A 16,519-nucleotide genomic window follows, 5' to 3' on the forward strand; every position below is an offset into this window, starting at 1 on the left:
GACTGGTCGGACCCCGGGAGGACTGGCGGACCGGGGAGGGCCGGGGGGACTGGGGAGGGCCGGGGGGACTGGAGGACCGGGGCGCGGGCCTCGTACGCGGTCGGCGCGGTCGGCGCGGTCGGCGCGGTCGGGCTGATCCGGTCCGGGTTCCGGGCACGACCGGCTCGGCCGCGGGGGAGGCCGACGTCGGGCCGCTTCCGATCGGGCCGACCTCCAGCACTCTGCCGGGTCGCTCGGATCCGCCCAAGTGCCGCGGTCACGGGATGGACGTGAAACTTTCATACCCGCCCCCGGGACACTCACATGCCGGGTTCAGGAGCGCGGCACTGCCACAAGTCGGGCCCTGGTGACAGCTTTTGAGGGTGCTTGGAGCCGGGTCCGAAACCATCGGGGCATCCGGCAGATCCGACCCCGGAGGAATCCCATGGAGATCAAGGTTCTCGGTCCGCTCATGGCCGAGTCGGGCGGCACGTCGGTGGTCCCGAGCGCCGGCAAGCCGCGGCAGATACTGGCGCTGCTCTCGTTGTACGCCAACCAGGTCATGCCCGTGCCGACGCTGATGGAGGAGATCTGGGGCTCCGACATGCCCCGCAGCGCCCCGACCACCCTCCAGACGTACATCCTTCAGCTGCGTCGGCTGATCGCGGGGGCACTCGGCCCGGACGGTCCCCGCACCGCACGCGAGGTGTTGGCCACCCGGCACGGCGGCTACCTCCTCGAAGTGCCGCCGGGTGCGGTGGACGTGCACGCGTACGACCGTCTGGTGGCGGCCGCGCGGGGTGCCGCCGAGCGCGGCGACGACGAGCGCGCGGCCGCGCTGTACCGCGAGGCGCTCGGCGTGTGGCGCGGACCGGCCCTGGTGGACGTCCGTCTCGGACCGCTGCTTGAGATCGAGCTGGTCCGCCTGGAGGAGAGCCGGCTCGGTGTCCTTGAGCAGCGGATCGACTCCGATCTGCGACTCGGACGGCACAGGCAACTGCTCGCCGAACTGGCCTCTCTGACGGCTCGTCATCCGCTGCACGAGGGGCTGTACGCCCAGTGCATCGTGGCGCTCTACCGCTCCGGGCGGCGGTGGCAGGCGCTGGACGCGTTCCAGAACCTGCGCCGCGGGCTCGCCGACGAACTCGGGCTCGACCCCTCGGTGCGGCTCCAGCAACTGCACCGCGCGGTGCTCGCCGGTGACCCGGCGCTCGACTCACACCTGGCCGGGCGCCGCCCCGTGCTCGACCTCTTCGCCGCGGCCTGATCGGCGCGTGCGTGGCCCGAGCGCCGCTGGCGTCGGACGTGAGCAGCGCCGGACGACGACCGGCCGAGTGCGGATCAAGTCGCACTCAAGCGGGGCCGGTCACGCTCGTGGGCATGACCGGCGGTCGGGCCCCGGCAGACCCCGACCCGACGCTCGCCCGGGAGGCCCTCGTGGACCTCCTGGAGCACGAGCGACACCGCAAGGCCGCGCGGGACGTACGCGCGGAGACCGAACCCCTGCCAGGCCCCATCGAACCGGTCCAGACCTTGGAAGGGCTGATCTGACATGCGTCCACTCACACAGGAAAGGGAACAGGTGCCACCCCCCATGGCAGAACAGCACGGCCCGCCCGCGGTCGTCTTCGAGGGTGTCGTCAAGGAGTACGGAAGCGTCCGTGCCGTCGACGGGATCGATCTGACGATCCATCGAGGTGAGACGGTCGCCCTGCTCGGTCCCAACGGTGCCGGCAAGTCCACCACCATCAACATGCTCCTCGGGCTCTTCCCGCCGGACCAGGGCCGGATCGAGGTCTTCGGCAAGAAGCCCGAACTGGCCATGCGCGCCGGGCACTTGGGCGCGATGCTCCAGGAGGGGAAGATGATTCCCCGGGTGTCGGTGCGCGAGCTGGTGGACTTCGTCCGCCAGACCTACCGCAAGCCGCTGCCGCTCCAGGAGATCCTGGACCTCGCCGAGCTCTCCAAGATCGCGAACCGCAATGTGGACCGGCTCTCCGGCGGCCAGGCCCAGCGAGTGCGCTTCGCCCTCGCGCTGGCCGGCGACCCGGACCTGGTGGTCCTCGACGAGCCGACCGCCGCACTCGACGTGGAGTCGCGGCGCGAGCTGTGGGCCGCGATGCAGCGGTACGCGGAGCGCGGCAATACCGTGCTCTTCTCGACGCACTACCTCGAAGAGGCCGACGACAGCGCCGACCGCGTCGTCGTCATCGCCTCGGGCCGGGTGGTCGCCGACGGCACCACTTCGCAGATCAAGTCCATGATCGAGGGCCGTACGGTCAGTTTCGTACCGCGCGGCCGGCAGGAGGGCTTCGACCTGCTGCCGGGCGTCAACTCCGTGGAGTACCGCGGCGGCCGGGTCCACCTGCGCACCAGCGATTCCGACTCCACGGTGCACGCGCTGTCGCGCGCCGACGCCTTCACCGATCTGGAGGTGTCGGGCGTGGGCCTGGAAGAGGCCTTCATCGCGCTCACCCACCAGTCCCGCCACGCGGCGGCCGCTCCGGAAGGACGGACCACCTGATGCTCGGTTACATCCGCCTCGAAATCCTGCGGCTCGTCCGCAACGGCGGCTACCTCATGATGAGCCTCGTCATGCCGGTCGGCCTCTACGTCACGCTCGCGGGCGGCGGCCCCGACCAGGAGTCCCTGGTGCGGGCCATGGTCGGCGCGGCCGCGTTCGGCGCGCTCGGCGTGGTCATCACCAACGGCACCGGCATCGCCGAGGACCGGGCGCTCGGCTGGCTGCGCCAGCTGCGGCTCACCCCGCTCTCACCGGTGCAGGTCGTCGTCGCCCGCGGCGCCGTCGCCACCTGCCTCGGCATTCTGCCCATCGTGGTCATCGGCCTGATCGGCAAGTTCTACCGGGGCGTGGACCTGTCGCCCGGCACGTGGCTGGAGATCTTCCTGCTGCTCTGGGTCGGCATCGCCCCGCTCGCGATGCTCGGCATCGGCATCGGCTACCTCTTCAAGGCGCAGCTCGCCCAGATCGCCGGCACCGTCTCGTATCTGACGCTGACGTTGCTCGGCGGTCTGATGATGCCGACCGACACGCTGCCCAGCTGGCTCCAGCCGCTGTCGAAGGAGACCCCGGTCTACCGCTACGCCCAGCTGTCGTGGGACGCGGCCGCGAACTCCGCGCCGAGCAGGACCGGCCTCGCGGTGCTCGCCCTGTGGACGGCGCTGCTCGCGGCCTTCGCCGCCTTCGCCTACCGCAGGGGCGGCCGCCGCGCCTGACCCGCCCCCCGTACCCCAAGTGCCCGCAGGGTCTCCCCCTGCGGGCTCTTGGCTGTTGCCGGGGCCGGCGTTTGGGTTCGTGTCGGTGCTGGGGTTGGCGCACATGCGATGGAGGCATACGGAAGGCCCGCCGACCGGTGTGGTCGGCGGGCCTTCCGGTCCCGGCGTACCGCCTAGTCGCGGCGCTTCTTGAGGGCATCGCCACCGAACTTGACGACCAGACAGACGGCGACGGTGACAGCGAGGCCGATGATGAGGTGGCTCATGATGTCCTCCAAAGGACAGGCGTGGGTGGGGAGTTGGAGCTTGGAGGTTGAGTCTTGGGGCTTAAGGCTCTGAGGTTGAGGGTTGGAGCTTGGGGCTTGGGGCTTGGAGGTTGAGGGTTGGAGGTCGGGGTCGAGGATTGGTTGGTGCGGCGGAAACTCGCCGATGCGGGTCAGGCGGATACGGCCGAGCGCTGCCCGGTGCGGCCCCGTCCACAGCACGCCCGGGGTCACGGAGGCCGCCGGCCTCGCACTGCACTCGCCCCATGACAACGGGCATTACTAGCGCGGGACTTGAGCCGTACTGGAACGGCGCCGCCCGGACCGACCAGGTCCGAGTTCCGGTCCGGGCAGGTCCCCTGGCACCGCCGAGCGGCCCGCCGCGACGACGTCGGACGGGGACGGCCCAGCCCTGCAAGGGCGCGGGGAACCGTGCGACCAGCCCACGACAGGCCGCACCCCACGAACAGGGATCCCCCCGGGAGGGAAGGAGGCAGGGCACGCACAGCCCGAGCCCCGCGGGCCGCGCGGCCCGCGACGCGACCAGCCCACCACGACCCGCACCGGAGCCCCAACAACAAGGGGCGGGGTCGAAGCCCCTCTCAAGGGGGGGCGGGGTGTCGCCCTAGCGCCCCGATCGTGCCGCCCGCGCGATGGCGACGACGGCCTTCTCCAGGGCGTACTCGGGATCGTCCCCCCCGCCCTTCACCCCCGCATCCGCCTCGGCCACGGCCCGCAGGGCCAAGGAGACCCCGTCCGGCGTCCACCCCCGCATCTGCTGCCGCACCCGGTCGATCTTCCACGGCGGCATCCCGAGCTCCCGGGCGAGATCCGCCGGCCGCCCACCTCGCGCGGAGGACAGCTTCCCGATCGCCCGCACCCCCTGCGCCAGCGCGCTGGTGATCAGAACCGGCGCGACCCCCGTCGACAGCGACCACCGCAGCGCCTCCAGCGCCTCCGCGGCCCGCCCCTCCACCGCCCGGTCCGCGACGGTGAAGCTGGACGCCTCAGCCCGCCCCGTGTAGTAGCGCCCGACGATCGCCTCGTCGATCGTGCCCTCCACGTCCGCACACAGCTGCGACGCCGCGGACGCCAGCTCCCGCAGATCGCTGCCGATGGCGTCGACGAGCGCCTGGCACGCCTCGGGCGTGGCCGAACGTCCCAGCGCCCGGAACTCCTGCCGTACGAACGTGAGCCGCTCGGCCGGCTTCGTCGTCTTGGGGCACGCGACCTCCCGCGCCCCCGCCTTACGGGCCGCGTCGAGCAGCCCCTTGCCCTTGGCGCCGCCCGCGTGGAGAAGCACCAGGGTGATCTCTTCGGCGGGCGCTTCGAGGTACGCCTTCACGTCCTTGACCGTGTCCGCCGACAGGTCCTGCGCGTTGCGGACGACGACCACCTTCCGCTCGGCGAAGAGCGAGGGGCTGGTCAGCTCGGCCAGCGTGCCGGGCTGCAACTGGTCGGAGGTCAGGTCCCGCACATCGGTGTCGGAGTCGGCGGCCCGGGCGGCCGCCACCACCTGCTGCACGGCGCGGTCGAGCAGCAGGTCCTCCTGGCCCACGGCGAGCGTGACGGGGGCGAGCGGATCGTCGGTGGAATTCTTCCTGGTGGCCATCGCCGTCCAGCATCCCACGGGCCACTGACAGCGCCCGTCCGCCGGCTCCCCCAGCGCCCTCCACCCCGCCGGGCATGTCGGAGAATGGCCAGGTGAACGATGTGACCCGACACGTACTGGTGCTCCCGGACCGCGACGCCGCCGAGGAGGTGGCCACCGAGCTGACCGATCTGTTCGGCCTCGCCGAGGAACCCCAGCTGGTCCGCGACGCCCTGGCCGGCGAGGACGACGCGGAGGACGCGCAGTGGCTCGTCGTGCTGGAGGACCCCGACGCCCGCCTGGACCCGAAGGCCCTGGACACCTTGGTCGCCGAACACGACGGCTGGCTCGAATCTCCCTGACCCGCCCCGGGCCGCCCCTGGCCGCCCCTGGCCGCCACGCGACCGAAGTCGGCCCGGACGGCACCTGACCGAAGTCGGCCCGGACGCCCTGTCGCCGGGGTCGGCCCGGCCGTCCCCCGCACCGGGGTCGGTCAGCTCGCCCACCCGCCGGCCGGGGGTCAGGCCGCCTTCGGCACGACCTGGATGTCGAGGTCGATCGAGATCGACGACCCGATCGCCGCGATCCCCCGCGCCAGCATGGTCTGCCAGGTGAGCGTGAAGTCCTCGCGGTGCAGCTCGGTGCTGGCCCGGCAGGCGCCCCTGGTCTCGCCGCCGAGGCCCGTCCCCAGGCCCAGGTACTGCGTGTCCAGCGTCACCGTACGGCTCACACCGTGCAGCGTGAGGCCGCCGATGATCGCCCACCGGGCGCCGCCCCGGTGCACGAAGCGGTCGCTGTAGAACTCCATCGTCGGATAGCTCCCGACGTCCAGGAAGTCGCCCGAGCGCAGGTGGTCGTCACGCATGCCGACCCCGGTGTCGATGGACGCGGTGTCGATGATGACGTGCATCGCCGACCCCTCCATGCGCTCACCGATCCGGATGGCCCCGGCGAACGTGTTGAACCGGCCGTGGATCCGGGCCAGGCCGATGTGGCTCGCGGTGAAGCCGATCTGGGAGTGCGTCGGGTCGAGTTCCCACTCGCCCGGGTCCGGCAGCGAGGGCGGGGCGGCAACCTGGAGCGTGACGTCGCCGAGCGCGGCGAGTCCGCTCGCGGGGACACTGGCGCTGCCGTGGAAGGGGGTATAGCCGTCGGCCGTGACGGCCAGCCGGTACTCGCCTGCCGGAACCGTCGTGATGAGCGTGCCGAACGGGTCGGTCTCCCCGGCCACGACCTTGCGGCCCGAGGCGTCGCTGACCACGTACTCGGCCCGCTGGACGGGCTCGCTGACGGGGTCGAGCACACGACAGCTGAGCACGCCCGCGGTCGGCGGGACCGAGAGGCCGGCCAGGGGCCCGGAACGAAGGGGAGAACTGGTCGAGCTCTTGCCGAACCAGCGGCTGAACACTGTGCACGCACCCCCGTGCGAAGAAGTTGCTGCCGGGCCGCGCAGGGGGCAGACATCCTCGTCCGTCCTCGCCACAGCAGGACTGCGACCCCTTGACGAAGACGCATTCGATCACTGTTGTGCCGTTCGAGGCAAACGCGGCGCCTGGGCACTGCTGAGGCACCTGTCACCAGAGGCCCGAATTGGTCATTCCACTTGTGTGCGCCAAGCCGCCCCTGTTCCGGCCGTCCTCGGCTCCGGCCTGGACCGGTGGACCTAGGTCCGGCGCCCGAGGCACCAGCACACCAACACCCGCTAGCGTGAAGGGACATGACGACACATGAGCCGCCCCGCTCCCGGGGACAGCGCAAGCAGGACGTCCTGACCCGTCTCGAAAAGGACAAGGACGCCTGGGTCGCGACGGCCTCCACCTCGGGGGAGCCCCACCTCATGCCTCTCTCCTTCGTCTGGGAACACGACTCGCTCCTGATGTGCACCCGGAACACCAACCCCACCCTGCGCAACCTGGAGTCCGGCGACCGCCCGGTGCAGGTGACGCTCGGCCACACCCGGGACGTCGTCCACATCACCGGCACCGCGGCAGTCATCCCGTCCGGCGAACTGCCCACCGCGTCGGCGGACGCCTTCGCCGCCAAGCTCGTCTGGGATCCGCAGCGTGACAGCGGCCCCTCCTACAGCTACTTCCGTGTCGTCCCCCAGCGCATCCAGGCCTGGCGCGAGGCCGACGAGATCCCCGACCGCGACCTGATGAGCGAAGGAACCTGGCTCGTCTGACCCTCACCAAACGTCCTTGGCCGCAAGCAACTTGATCCCACGGCCCTTGACGTCCGGGGTCATGGGTCGCACCCCTTGACGTGGTGGCCCGTGCCGTCAGGCCACCCGATGGCAAGCCACTCGCTGCCGCGCCTGCGCCTGCGCCTTACGGGCCCTCCCCTCGATGTCATGCCTCACGGGCCCCTCCCCCGCGGCACGGCCCTCAGCGATTCGCCGACCCCCGCGACCGCGATCGCACCGTCCACGTCCGTACGCAGCACCGCCGCTCCCCGTGCCCGCAGTACGGCGACGGTGCCGGGCGCGGGGTGGCCGTAGCGGTTGCCCCGGCCCACCGAGATCAACGCCAGCCTCGGACGTACGGCTCTGAGCAGCGCGGGCTCCTGGTGCGCCGAACCATGATGCGCGACCTTGAGGACATCCACCCGCCCGAGCCCCGGGGTCCCCCGCAACAGGGCACGCTGGGAAGGCGGTTCGAGATCTCCCGGCAGCAGCAGGGTCAGCCCGGCGGCGGTGCGGACGAGCAGGGTCACACTGGCGTCGTTCGGCCCGTCCGGGGCCAGCACCGGTCTCGACCCCGGCATCGGCCCCGACCCCGGAGGGCCTGGTCCCGGCGTCGGCGGTGGCCACAGCACCTCCCAGGAGAGCCCGCCCAGCGCCCGCCGCTCGCCGTATCCGGCCGTCACCACCGGCACCCGGCCCGCAGCGGCGACGCGCCGGACGAACGCGGCCTGGTCGGGCGGCTCCGAGAACCCCGTCGTCTCGATCACCCCCACCGAACGGCCCCGCAACACCCCGGCGAGGCCCCCTACGTGATCGGCGTGGAAGTGGCTGAGCAGCAGTAACGGGATCCGGGTCACGCCGAGTTCGTGCAGACAGCGATCCACCGCCAGAGGCTCCGGCCCCGTATCGACCACCACCGCCGATCCCGCTCCGGCGGCAAGCACCGTGGCATCCCCCTGCCCCACATCGCACATGGCGTACGACCAGCCCGGCGGCGGCCACCCGGTGACCAGCCTGGTCAGCGGAGCGGGCCGCACCACGGCGAGCAGAACAAGAAGCGCGAGCGCGGCGGCCGCCCAGGGATGCCGGGGCAGCCGGCGGGCCATGAACACCGCGCCCCCGGTGACGAGCGCCAGCAGCAGTCCCCCGCGCCAGCCGCCGGGCCACTGCGACTGCGCCCCGGGCAGCCCCGCCCCGGTACGGGCCACCGATGCGATCCACCCGGTGGGCCAACCAGCACACCAGGCAAGGAACTTGGCGACCGGCATCGCGATCGGGGCCGCGGCCAGTGCGGCGAAGCCCGCGACCGTGGCCAGTGCCACGGCCGGTTCGGCCAGCAGATTGCAGGGCACGGCAACCAGACTCACCCGCTCCGCGAACACGGCCACCACCGGCGCACACACCGCCTGCGCCGCCCCCGCCGCGGCCAGCACCTCGGTGAGCCGGTCCGGCATCCCGCGCCGACGCAGTGCCGCGGCCCAGCCGGGCGCGATCGTGAGCAACGCCCCGGTCGCGAGGACCGACAGCAGAAACCCGTAACTGCGGGCCAGTTCGGGCGCGTACAGCACCAGGAGCAGTACGGCGGCGGCCAAGGCCGGGATCAGCGACCGGCGCCTGCCCGTGGCGATGGCCAGCAGGGTGACCAGTCCGCACGCCGCGGCGCGCAGCACGCTCGGCTCCGGGCGGCACACCACGACGAAGGCGAGCGTGAGCGCCCCGCCCAGCAGGGCGGTCGCCCGCAGGGAGATCCCGAGCCTCGGGGCGAGGCCGCCCCGCTCTGCGAGGAGGGCCCGCCCCGGCGCCCCGATCAACAGCGCCAGCATGATCGCCAGGTTGCTCCCGGACACGGCCATGAGGTGCGTGAGGTCGGTCGCCTCGAAGGCGGCCTTCAACTCGGGCGTCACCTTCGAGGTGTCACCGACGACCAGGCCGGGCAGCAGTGCCCGCGCATCCGGCGCGAGCCCATCGGCCGCAGCGCGCAACCCGGACCTCAGCCCACCGGCCAGCCGCTGAACGGCAGTTGGCGCCTCCGTGATGTGGGGCGGGCCGCCCGGCGCCTTCAGTACGGCGGCGACGGCTCCGTCCGCCGGTGCGAGCCGCCCGGTCACCCGCACCCTGGTCGACGGCAGCAGGCCCTGCCAACTCGCAGGCGCGATCACGAGGACCGGAGTGCGGACCAGCGCGGTCCTGGCGCCCGGCCCCAGGACCCGTTCGACCTCCGCGTCCACCGCGAACGAAGGCCCGCCCCACCCCGGTGAACGGGTCGCCCGCGGGTCGGCGCGCACCACCAACTCCACGGTGGCCCGGCGGTACTCGGCCGCGAGCCCGGGCAGCGGCCCCCGGCGCGCCTCGGCGGCATACAGCCCCCCGGCCAGGATCCCGGCCGCCGCACAGACCAGCACCCCGGCCACCGCACCCCGGTACCGCCAGATCCCTTGACCGGCCCGGCCCCCCGGGCCCCGCGCCCCGCCCCCGCCCCTGTCTCCGCCCCCACCTCCGTCCCCGTCCCCGTCCCCGTCCCCGTACGGCTCCCGTCGCGCCCCCGGCTTCATCTCCGCCAGCCGCCGCGCGAGCGCTCGCCCAGCCGTCGGCGCCACCAGCACTCCGGCCACCGCGAGGCACACGGCCACTCCCCAACCGGCCTCATCCGCCGCTGCGTTGACCGCCGCTGCCGTACCGGCCCACGCCCCGAGCGCGGGGCCGACCAGGCGCAGGTCCGTCGGGCCCTCCCGGAAGGGGTTGGCCGCGCCCAGCCGGTGGCCGGCCTCGGCGTGGACGTCGATGCGGTTCACAACCGCACCAGAGGCTGAAGGTCGTTGAACCTTCGCTCGCCGATCCCATTGACCTCGCGCAGTTCATCGACGGAGCGGAAGCCGCCGTGTTGGGCGCGGTAGTCCGCGATGTGCTGCGCGAGCACCGGGCCGACGCCGGGCAGCCCGTCCAACTGGTCCACCGAGGCGGAGTTGAGACTGACCGGCCCGCCGGCTCCGCCGACGGAGCCGCCGCTTCCGGCGCCGGAACCCGGTCCGGCCGGAGCCCCGCCCGGCATCCCGGCCAGCACCTGCTCGCCGTCCGCGAGTGGCCGCGCCCGGCTGAGGCCCGTCAGATCCGCGCCCTCGCGTACACCGCCCGCCGCCGCCAGCGCGTCGGCCACCCGGGACCCGCTGGGTAGCCGGTAGATCCCGGGCCGCCGCACCTTCCCGCCCACGTCCACCACGAGCACTCCCACCGGCGACGGCGCGGCGTTCGCCACCGGTCGGGGCGGCGCGTCGGCGCCCGCTGCTCCGCTCCCGGAGCCGTGGGCCGCCCGCTTTCCCCCGGCCGCAGGTGGAGACCCCGACGGCGTCGGCTCAGCCCCGTCGACCAGTTCGGGAGCGCGCACGGACTGCGGCCGCCCGGCCCAGAAGTGATGGACGGCGAACCCCGCCGCGACCACCAGCACCACGCACAGCGCGGCCAGGCTGCGCGGCGCGAGCCCGCATCTCGACTGGGCCCACAGCGGAAGCCTCTCCCGCACGGCCGCCCCGAGCCGTGCACGCACACCGGGGGCGGCGAGGGCGGCACTCGGGGGGAGGCCGGCCGACGTCTCGGACAGGACCGAAAGCGGGGCCGAGGATGGCGCGGATGACGGGGCCGGCGACAGGGTCGAAGCCGGGGCCGGGACCGGCGGCAGGGCCGAAGCCGGGGCCGGAGCCGGAGCTGGCGGCAGGGCCGAAGCGGCCGTCGGGCCCTCGGCCCCGCCAGGCAGGACGCGGTAGCCGTCGGGCATACGCGCCAACCGCCCAAGGGCCCGTGCCGTCCGCGCGGCGGGTTCGTGCGGCGGGGCTGCCGTGCCCGGCGGGGGCGGCAGGAAGAGCGCGTCCGCGCGCCTGCGTGCGGTCAGGACGGATGCGTGAGCCGGGGCGATGCGGCGCCGGCGGCCGTGACCGGGGCGGGTGCGGCCGTCCGAGCCGGCGGCCCGGCCCGGTCCGCTCGTGGCGGTGCGTGGTGATCGGATTGCCATGTCACGAGACGTTAGGCACCCGGGCCCCAGCCCGCTGCGCACCCTCAATTTCCGTGGAAAACCGGCCAGTTGTGGATAACTCGGCCACTCGTAGGAGGGAGTTGAGGAAGCTGAGGGAATTGACGGAGCTGAGGAGGGGACGCCCCCGGAGCGGGAGGAGAGGACTCTCCGGAGCGGGCGGCCCTCGTCCGGCTGGCGGGCCCGCTCAGCGCGGAGAGACGATGGCGCCCAGCAGCCCCGGTCCCGTATGCGCCCCGATCACCGCACCGACCTCGCTCATGTGCAGGTCGACCAGACCCGGCACCCGCGCCCGCAGCCGGTCGGCGAGCGCGGTGGCGCGGTCGGGTGCCGCGAGATGGTGCACGGCGATGTCGACCGGGCTGCTCCCGGCCCGCTCGACCACGATCTCCTCAAGGCGTGCGATGGCCTTCGAGGCGGTGCGCACCTTCTCCAGCATGTCGACCCGGCCGCCGTCGAGCTGGAGCAGCGGCTTGACCGCGAGGGCCGAGCCGAGCAGGGCCTGCGCGGCGCCGATCCGGCCGCCCCTGCGCAGGTAGTCCAGGGTGTCGACGTAGAAGAAGGCGGAGGTGGCGCCGGCCCGCTTCTCGGCGGCGGCCACCGCCTCGTCCAGCGTCCCGCCCGCCTCGGCGACCTCGGCCGCGGACAGCGCGCAGAAGCCGAGGGCCATCGCGACCATGCCGGTGTCGACGACCCGAACCGGCACCGGCGCGTCCTTGGCGGCCAGCACGGCGGCGTCGTAGGTGCCGGAGATCTCGGCCGACAGATGCAGGGAGACGATCGCGGTCGCCCCTGCTTCGGCGACCTTGCGGTAGGCGGCCGCGAATACCTCCGGGCTGGGCCGGGAAGTGGTGACGGGGCGTCGTTTCTGCAGGGCGAGCGCGAGGGAGCGGGCCGAGATCTCGGTGCCCTCCTCCAGCGCCTGGTCCCCCAGGACAACGGTCAGTGGCACTGCGGTGATGTGGTGCCGCTCCATCGTCTGCGGCGGCAGATAGGCCGTGGAATCGGTGACGATCGCGACATGGCGGGACATGAGCGGGAGGTTACCTGCCGAGGGCGTCGCGCGGCAGTCCGGCCCCTGGGCAATGATCAGTTCGGGTCAGCCGCTGGGGCCTGTTCCAGCGCCTTGACCTGCTGTTCGCCGAAGCGGCCCAGGGCTTCTGGACGGGCATCCACGGAGGCGTGATCAGCCCATCACGTCCGGACAGAGACTCACCGAGACGTGATCAGCTCACCGCACCGGGGCGGGCACCCGTCGAGACGTGATCAGCCCATCGCATCGGGACGGGCACCCACGGACGCGCCATCAGCTCGCTTCCTTCGAGGCCGGCGTGCTCGTCGGTCACGGGTGCTTGATCAGCTGGTCGCCTCGGGGCGGGGCGCCTTCTGCCAGGGGTAGGTCACCGGCTGCTGCTTCGGGCCTATCGCCTGCGGTGCCTGGACGTACGGTGTCTGGGCCTGCGGTGTCTGGGTGTGCGGTGTCTGGGCCTGCGGTGTCTGGGTGTGCGGTGCGGGGTGGCCCGGAGCGTCGTCCCTGGAGGGGCGTTCACCCGTCGTGGGGCCCTTGACCGACCAGTCCCGCAGGGCACCCGACTCCATCTCGATCTGCTGGCTGAGCGAGGAGAGGTCGTCGTCGGCGAACTGGCGTGCCCGGTCGCGGGCCGCCCAGCGCAGCGAGTCCGCGGAGTGCGTGATCCGCTCGGTGCGCTCGCGGAGCTCCGGCATCCGGTCCGCGATCTTGCGCTTGTCCGGCTCGCGCTCCAGGCGCCTCAGCTCGTCGTCCAGCTCGTGGCCGTGCCCGCTGAGCCGCTCGAACAGGGCGAGCGACTCCCTGAGGGACGCGTCCTCGGCCAGGCGCGCCTGCAGCGCCTCCTGGGTCGCCCGCATCGAGGTGCGCAGCGAGAGCCGCAACTGGGCGAGCTGGCCGGCGACGCCGGGCTGGCCCACGCTCCTGGCCCTCAGCGTGGTGTCCTCCACCGTCCGCCGCGCCTGGGTGACCGTGTGCTCCACACCGCGCTTGGCGGCGCCGACCACCTTGACCGTCACGTACACGCCGAGCGCCACGAAGGCGACGAACAGCAGCGCCATGATCAGGATCGCGGCTTCCATGAACGTCCCCTCGGTCGGTCGGCATCATCCCCTCCACCGTAAACGGAACGGGCAGGCGGTGGGTTCCCGCGGAACCCCCAACCTGCCCGCAGGGGAAAGCCCCCGGTGCCGTTTCGCCCTTAGGCGGGGACGATGTTCACCAGCTTCGGCGCGCGCACGATGACCTTGCGGATGCCCGCGCCGTCCAGTGCCGCGACGACGCCCTCGTCGGCAAGCGCCAGCTTCTCCAGCTCGTCGTCGGAGATGGTCGGCGGGACCTCCAGGCGGGCCTTGACCTTGCCCTTGATCTGGACGACGCAGGTCACGGCCTCGTCCACGACGTATGCCGGGTCGGCGACCGGGAAGTCGCGGTGCACCACGGAGTCGGTGTGGCCCAGCTTGCGCCAGAGCTCCTCGGCGATGTGCGGGGCCAGCGGGGCGATCAGCAGCACCAGCTGTTCGGCGACCGGTCGTGCCAGCGGGCCGCCCGCCTTGGTCAGGTGGTTGTTCAGCTCGGTGATCTTGGCGATGGCGGTGTTGAAGCGCAGCCCCGCCAGGTCGCCGCCGGCGCCGTCGATCGCCTTGTGCAGGGCGCGCAGCGTCGCCTCGTCGGGCTCGGCGTCGGTGACGGTGACCTCGCCGGTCGCCTCGTCGACGATGTTGCGCCACAGCCGCTGCAACAGCCGGTACTGGCCGACGACCGCGCGGGTGTCCCAGGGACGCGAGACGTCCAGCGGGCCCATCGCCATCTCGTACAGGCGCAGGGTGTCGGCGCCGTACTCGGTGCAGATCTCGTCCGGAGTGACCGCGTTCTTCAGGGACTTGCCCATCTTGCCCAGCTCGCGCTTGACGGGCTCGCCCGCGTGGAAGAACTTCCCGTCGCGCTCCTCGACCTCGGCGGCCGGCACCGGGAAGCCGCGGCCGTCCCGGTAGACGTACGCCTGGATCATGCCCTGGTTGTACAGCTTGTGGAACGGCTCGGCCGACGAGATGTGGCCCAGGTCGAACAGGACCTTGGACCAGAAGCGTGCGTACAGCAGGTGCAGTACGGCGTGCTCGGCACCGCCGACGTACAGGTCCACGCCGCCGGTGGGCATGCCCTCGCGGGGGCCCATCCAGTACTGCTCGATGGCCGGGTCGACCAGCTTGTCGCTGTTGTGCGGGTCCAGGTAGCGCAGCTCGTACCAGCAGGAACCCGCCCAGTTGGGCATGGTGTTGGTCTCGCGGCGGTACTTCTTGACGCCGTCGCCCAGGTCCAGCTCGACGTTCACCCAGTCCTCGTTGCGGGACAGCGGGGTCTCCGGCGAGGTGTCGGCGTCGTCGGGCTCGAAGGTGCGCGGCGAGTAGTCGTCGACCTCCGGCAGCTCCAGGGGCAGCATCGACTCGGGCAGCGAGTGGGCGATGCCGTCCTCGTCGTAGACGATCGGGAAGGGCTCGCCCCAGTAGCGCTGGCGGCTGAACAGCCAGTCGCGCAGCCGGAAGTTGACGGTGCCCTCGCCGATGCCGCGCTCGGTCAGCCAGTCGGTCATCTTCGCCTTGGCCTCGACGACGCCCAGGCCGTCCAGCGAGATGTCGGCGTTGGCGGAGTTGACCAGCTTCGCCTCGTAGGAGCCGAAGGCATCGTCCCACGTCGAGGGGTCGGTGCCGCGGTCGTCGTCGGGCTGCACGACGCAGCGCATGGGCAGCTCGAAGGCGCGCGCGAAGGCGAAGTCACGGGTGTCGTGCGCCGGGACGGCCATGATCGCGCCGGTGCCGTACCCCATCAGGACGTAGTCGGCGATGAAGACGGGAACCTTTTCGCCGCTCACCGGGTTGGTGGCGAACGCGCCGGTGAAGACGCCGGTCTTCTCCTTGGCGTCGGCCTGGCGCTCCACGTCCGACTTGGCCGCGGCGAACGCGCGGTACTTGGCGACGGCCTCGGCCGGGGAGGCGTGGCCGCCCGTCCACACGTCGTGGGTGCCCTCGGGCCAGGCGGCCGGGACGATCGCGTCGACCAGCTCGTGCTCGGGCGCCAGGACCATGTAGGTCGCGCCGAACAGGGTGTCCTGACGGGTCGTGAAGACGGTGATGGCGTCGGTGTCGGTGACCTTGAAGTCGACGCGGGCACCCTCGGAGCGGCCGATCCAGTTGCGCTGTTGCAGCTTGATGGCGTCCGGCCAGTCCAGCGCGTCCAGGTCGTCGATCAGACGGTCCGCGTAGGCGGTGATCCGCATGTTCCACTGGCGCAGCTTGGACTTGAAGACGGGGAAGTTGCCGCGCTCGGAGCGGCCGTCGGCGGTGACCTCCTCGTTGGCCAGGACGGTGCCCAGGCCCGGGCACCAGTTGACCGGCGCGTCGGAGGCGTACGCCAGGCGGTACCCGCCCAGGACATCGGCGCGCTCGGCCTCGCTCAGGGCGGCCCAGTCACGGCCGCCGGGGACCTCACGGCTGCCGTCCTCGAACGCGGCGACCAGCTCGGCGATCGGGCGGGCCTTCTGCGCGTCGGTGTCGTACCAGGAGTTGAAGATCTGCAGGAAGATCCACTGCGTCCACTTGTAGTACTCCGGGTCGATCGTCGCGATCGACCGGCGCTTGTCGTGGCCCAGGCCCAGCCGGCGCAGCTGGCGCTTCATGTTGTCCATGGCGGCCTCGGTCGACACCCGCGGGTGCGTGCCGGTGGCGACCGCGTGCTGCTCGGCGGGCAGGCCGAAGGCGTCGAAGCCCAGCGTGTGCAGCACGTTGTGGCCGGTCATGCGCTGGTGGCGGGCGTAGACGTCGGTGGCGATGTAGCCCAGCGGGTGGCCGACGTGCAGACCCGAGCCCGAGGGGTACGGGAACATGTCCATGATGAACTTCTTGGGCCGTGCGGCCACCGCCGGGTCACCGGCCAGGTCGCCCGTCGGGTTCGGCGCCGCGTAGGTGCCGTCGGCGTCCCAGAAGTCCTGCCAGCGTGCCTCGATGTCGGCGGCCATGGCCGCCGTGTAGCGGTGCGGCGCGGCCGTCTCTGCGGCGGCAGCGGTATTCGTCTCGCTCATGTCCTCAAAGCTCCATCGATCGTCTCTGCCAGCGGTTACGAGCGTTCGTCCGTCGATCCGCCATCGAATCGCCAAACGAAAAAACCCCTCGCACAGGAGGGGGCGCCGCGCCGAGTCCGACCGGATCTCTTCATCGGTCGGGAG

General features: G+C 72.4%; 13 protein-coding genes. 6 read left to right on the plus strand and 7 right to left on the minus strand.

Translation table 11 applies throughout. The features are described from left to right. The first annotated feature begins 424 nt into the window (after positions 1–424). The 4 genes from ACFYNP_RS08850 (at position 425) to ACFYNP_RS08865 (ending at position 3,216) form a co-directional block, all read left to right on the plus strand. Positions 425–1,246: a BTAD domain-containing putative transcriptional regulator gene (locus ACFYNP_RS08850; protein WP_388783886.1), complete on the plus strand. Its 822-nt coding sequence runs from the start codon at positions 425–427 to the stop codon at positions 1,244–1,246. A 113-nt stretch (positions 1,247–1,359) separates the two neighbouring features. Further along, positions 1,360–1,530 carry a hypothetical protein gene (locus ACFYNP_RS08855; RefSeq protein ID WP_388783889.1) on the plus strand — a complete coding sequence of 57 codons (171 nt, stop codon included), beginning with the start codon at positions 1,360–1,362 and terminating at the stop codon, positions 1,528–1,530. 43 nt (positions 1,531–1,573) lie between these two features. Further along, on the plus strand, positions 1,574–2,503 hold the full coding sequence (locus tag ACFYNP_RS08860) for an ABC transporter ATP-binding protein (RefSeq protein ID WP_388783892.1): 930 nt from the start codon (positions 1,574–1,576) through the stop codon (positions 2,501–2,503). Next, positions 2,503–3,216, plus strand: a complete 714-nt coding sequence (locus ACFYNP_RS08865) for an ABC transporter permease (RefSeq protein ID WP_388783895.1) — start codon at positions 2,503–2,505, stop codon at positions 3,214–3,216. Before ACFYNP_RS08860 ends, ACFYNP_RS08865 begins: the two co-directional genes overlap by 1 nt. Before the next feature lie 888 nt (positions 3,217–4,104). Here the strand turns inward: ACFYNP_RS08865 and holA are convergent. Beyond that, positions 4,105–5,091, minus strand: a complete 987-nt coding sequence (gene holA / locus ACFYNP_RS08870) for a DNA polymerase III subunit delta (RefSeq protein WP_388407501.1) — start codon at positions 5,089–5,091, stop codon at positions 4,105–4,107. 74 nt (positions 5,092–5,165) lie between these two features. Between holA and ACFYNP_RS08875 the strand changes: the two genes are divergently transcribed. Next, positions 5,166–5,432 (plus strand): hypothetical protein, encoded by a 267-nt coding sequence (locus ACFYNP_RS08875; protein ID WP_376213059.1) that lies wholly within the window; start codon positions 5,166–5,168, stop codon positions 5,430–5,432. A 158-nt stretch (positions 5,433–5,590) separates the two neighbouring features. On the opposite strand, the gene ACFYNP_RS08880 is transcribed toward ACFYNP_RS08875, so the two are convergent. Continuing rightward, positions 5,591–6,478 (minus strand): YceI family protein, encoded by an 888-nt coding sequence (locus ACFYNP_RS08880; RefSeq protein ID WP_388783898.1) that lies wholly within the window; start codon positions 6,476–6,478, stop codon positions 5,591–5,593. A gap of 309 nt (positions 6,479–6,787) precedes the next feature. On the opposite strand from ACFYNP_RS08880, the gene ACFYNP_RS08885 reads away from it, so the two are divergent. Next, entirely contained in the window at positions 6,788–7,252 is a 465-nt protein-coding gene (locus tag ACFYNP_RS08885) for a pyridoxamine 5'-phosphate oxidase family protein (RefSeq protein WP_388407496.1), read from the plus strand. Positions 7,253–7,425: 173 nt separating this feature from the next. Here ACFYNP_RS08885 and ACFYNP_RS08890 read toward each other — a convergent pair whose 3' ends face one another. The 5 genes from ACFYNP_RS08890 to leuS form a co-directional block, all read right to left on the minus strand. Further along, positions 7,426–10,044: a ComEC/Rec2 family competence protein gene (locus tag ACFYNP_RS08890; protein WP_388783901.1), complete on the minus strand. Its 2,619-nt coding sequence runs from the start codon at positions 10,042–10,044 to the stop codon at positions 7,426–7,428. Then, positions 10,041–10,769 carry a helix-hairpin-helix domain-containing protein gene (locus ACFYNP_RS08895; RefSeq protein WP_388783903.1) on the minus strand — a complete coding sequence of 243 codons (729 nt, stop codon included), beginning with the start codon at positions 10,767–10,769 and terminating at the stop codon, positions 10,041–10,043. Before ACFYNP_RS08895 ends, ACFYNP_RS08890 begins: the two co-directional genes overlap by 4 nt. A gap of 691 nt (positions 10,770–11,460) precedes the next feature. Next, a complete protein-coding gene (locus ACFYNP_RS08900; protein ID WP_388407487.1) occupies positions 11,461–12,306 on the minus strand; it encodes a DegV family protein in 846 nt (281 codons plus the stop codon). Positions 12,307–12,629: 323 nt separating this feature from the next. Beyond that, a complete protein-coding gene (locus ACFYNP_RS08905) occupies positions 12,630–13,382 on the minus strand; it encodes a hypothetical protein (protein WP_388783906.1) in 753 nt (250 codons plus the stop codon). A 119-nt stretch (positions 13,383–13,501) separates the two neighbouring features. After that, the gene (leuS, locus tag ACFYNP_RS08910; protein ID WP_388783908.1) at positions 13,502–16,375 is read right to left on the minus strand and encodes a leucine--tRNA ligase; all 2,874 of its coding nucleotides are present in this window, start codon (positions 16,373–16,375) and stop codon (positions 13,502–13,504) included. Positions 16,376–16,519 lie beyond the last annotated feature (144 nt).

This window comes from Streptomyces sp. NPDC006691 (genome assembly GCF_042869955.1).
In the GTDB taxonomy this organism is placed as follows: domain Bacteria; phylum Actinomycetota; class Actinomycetes; order Streptomycetales; family Streptomycetaceae; genus Streptomyces.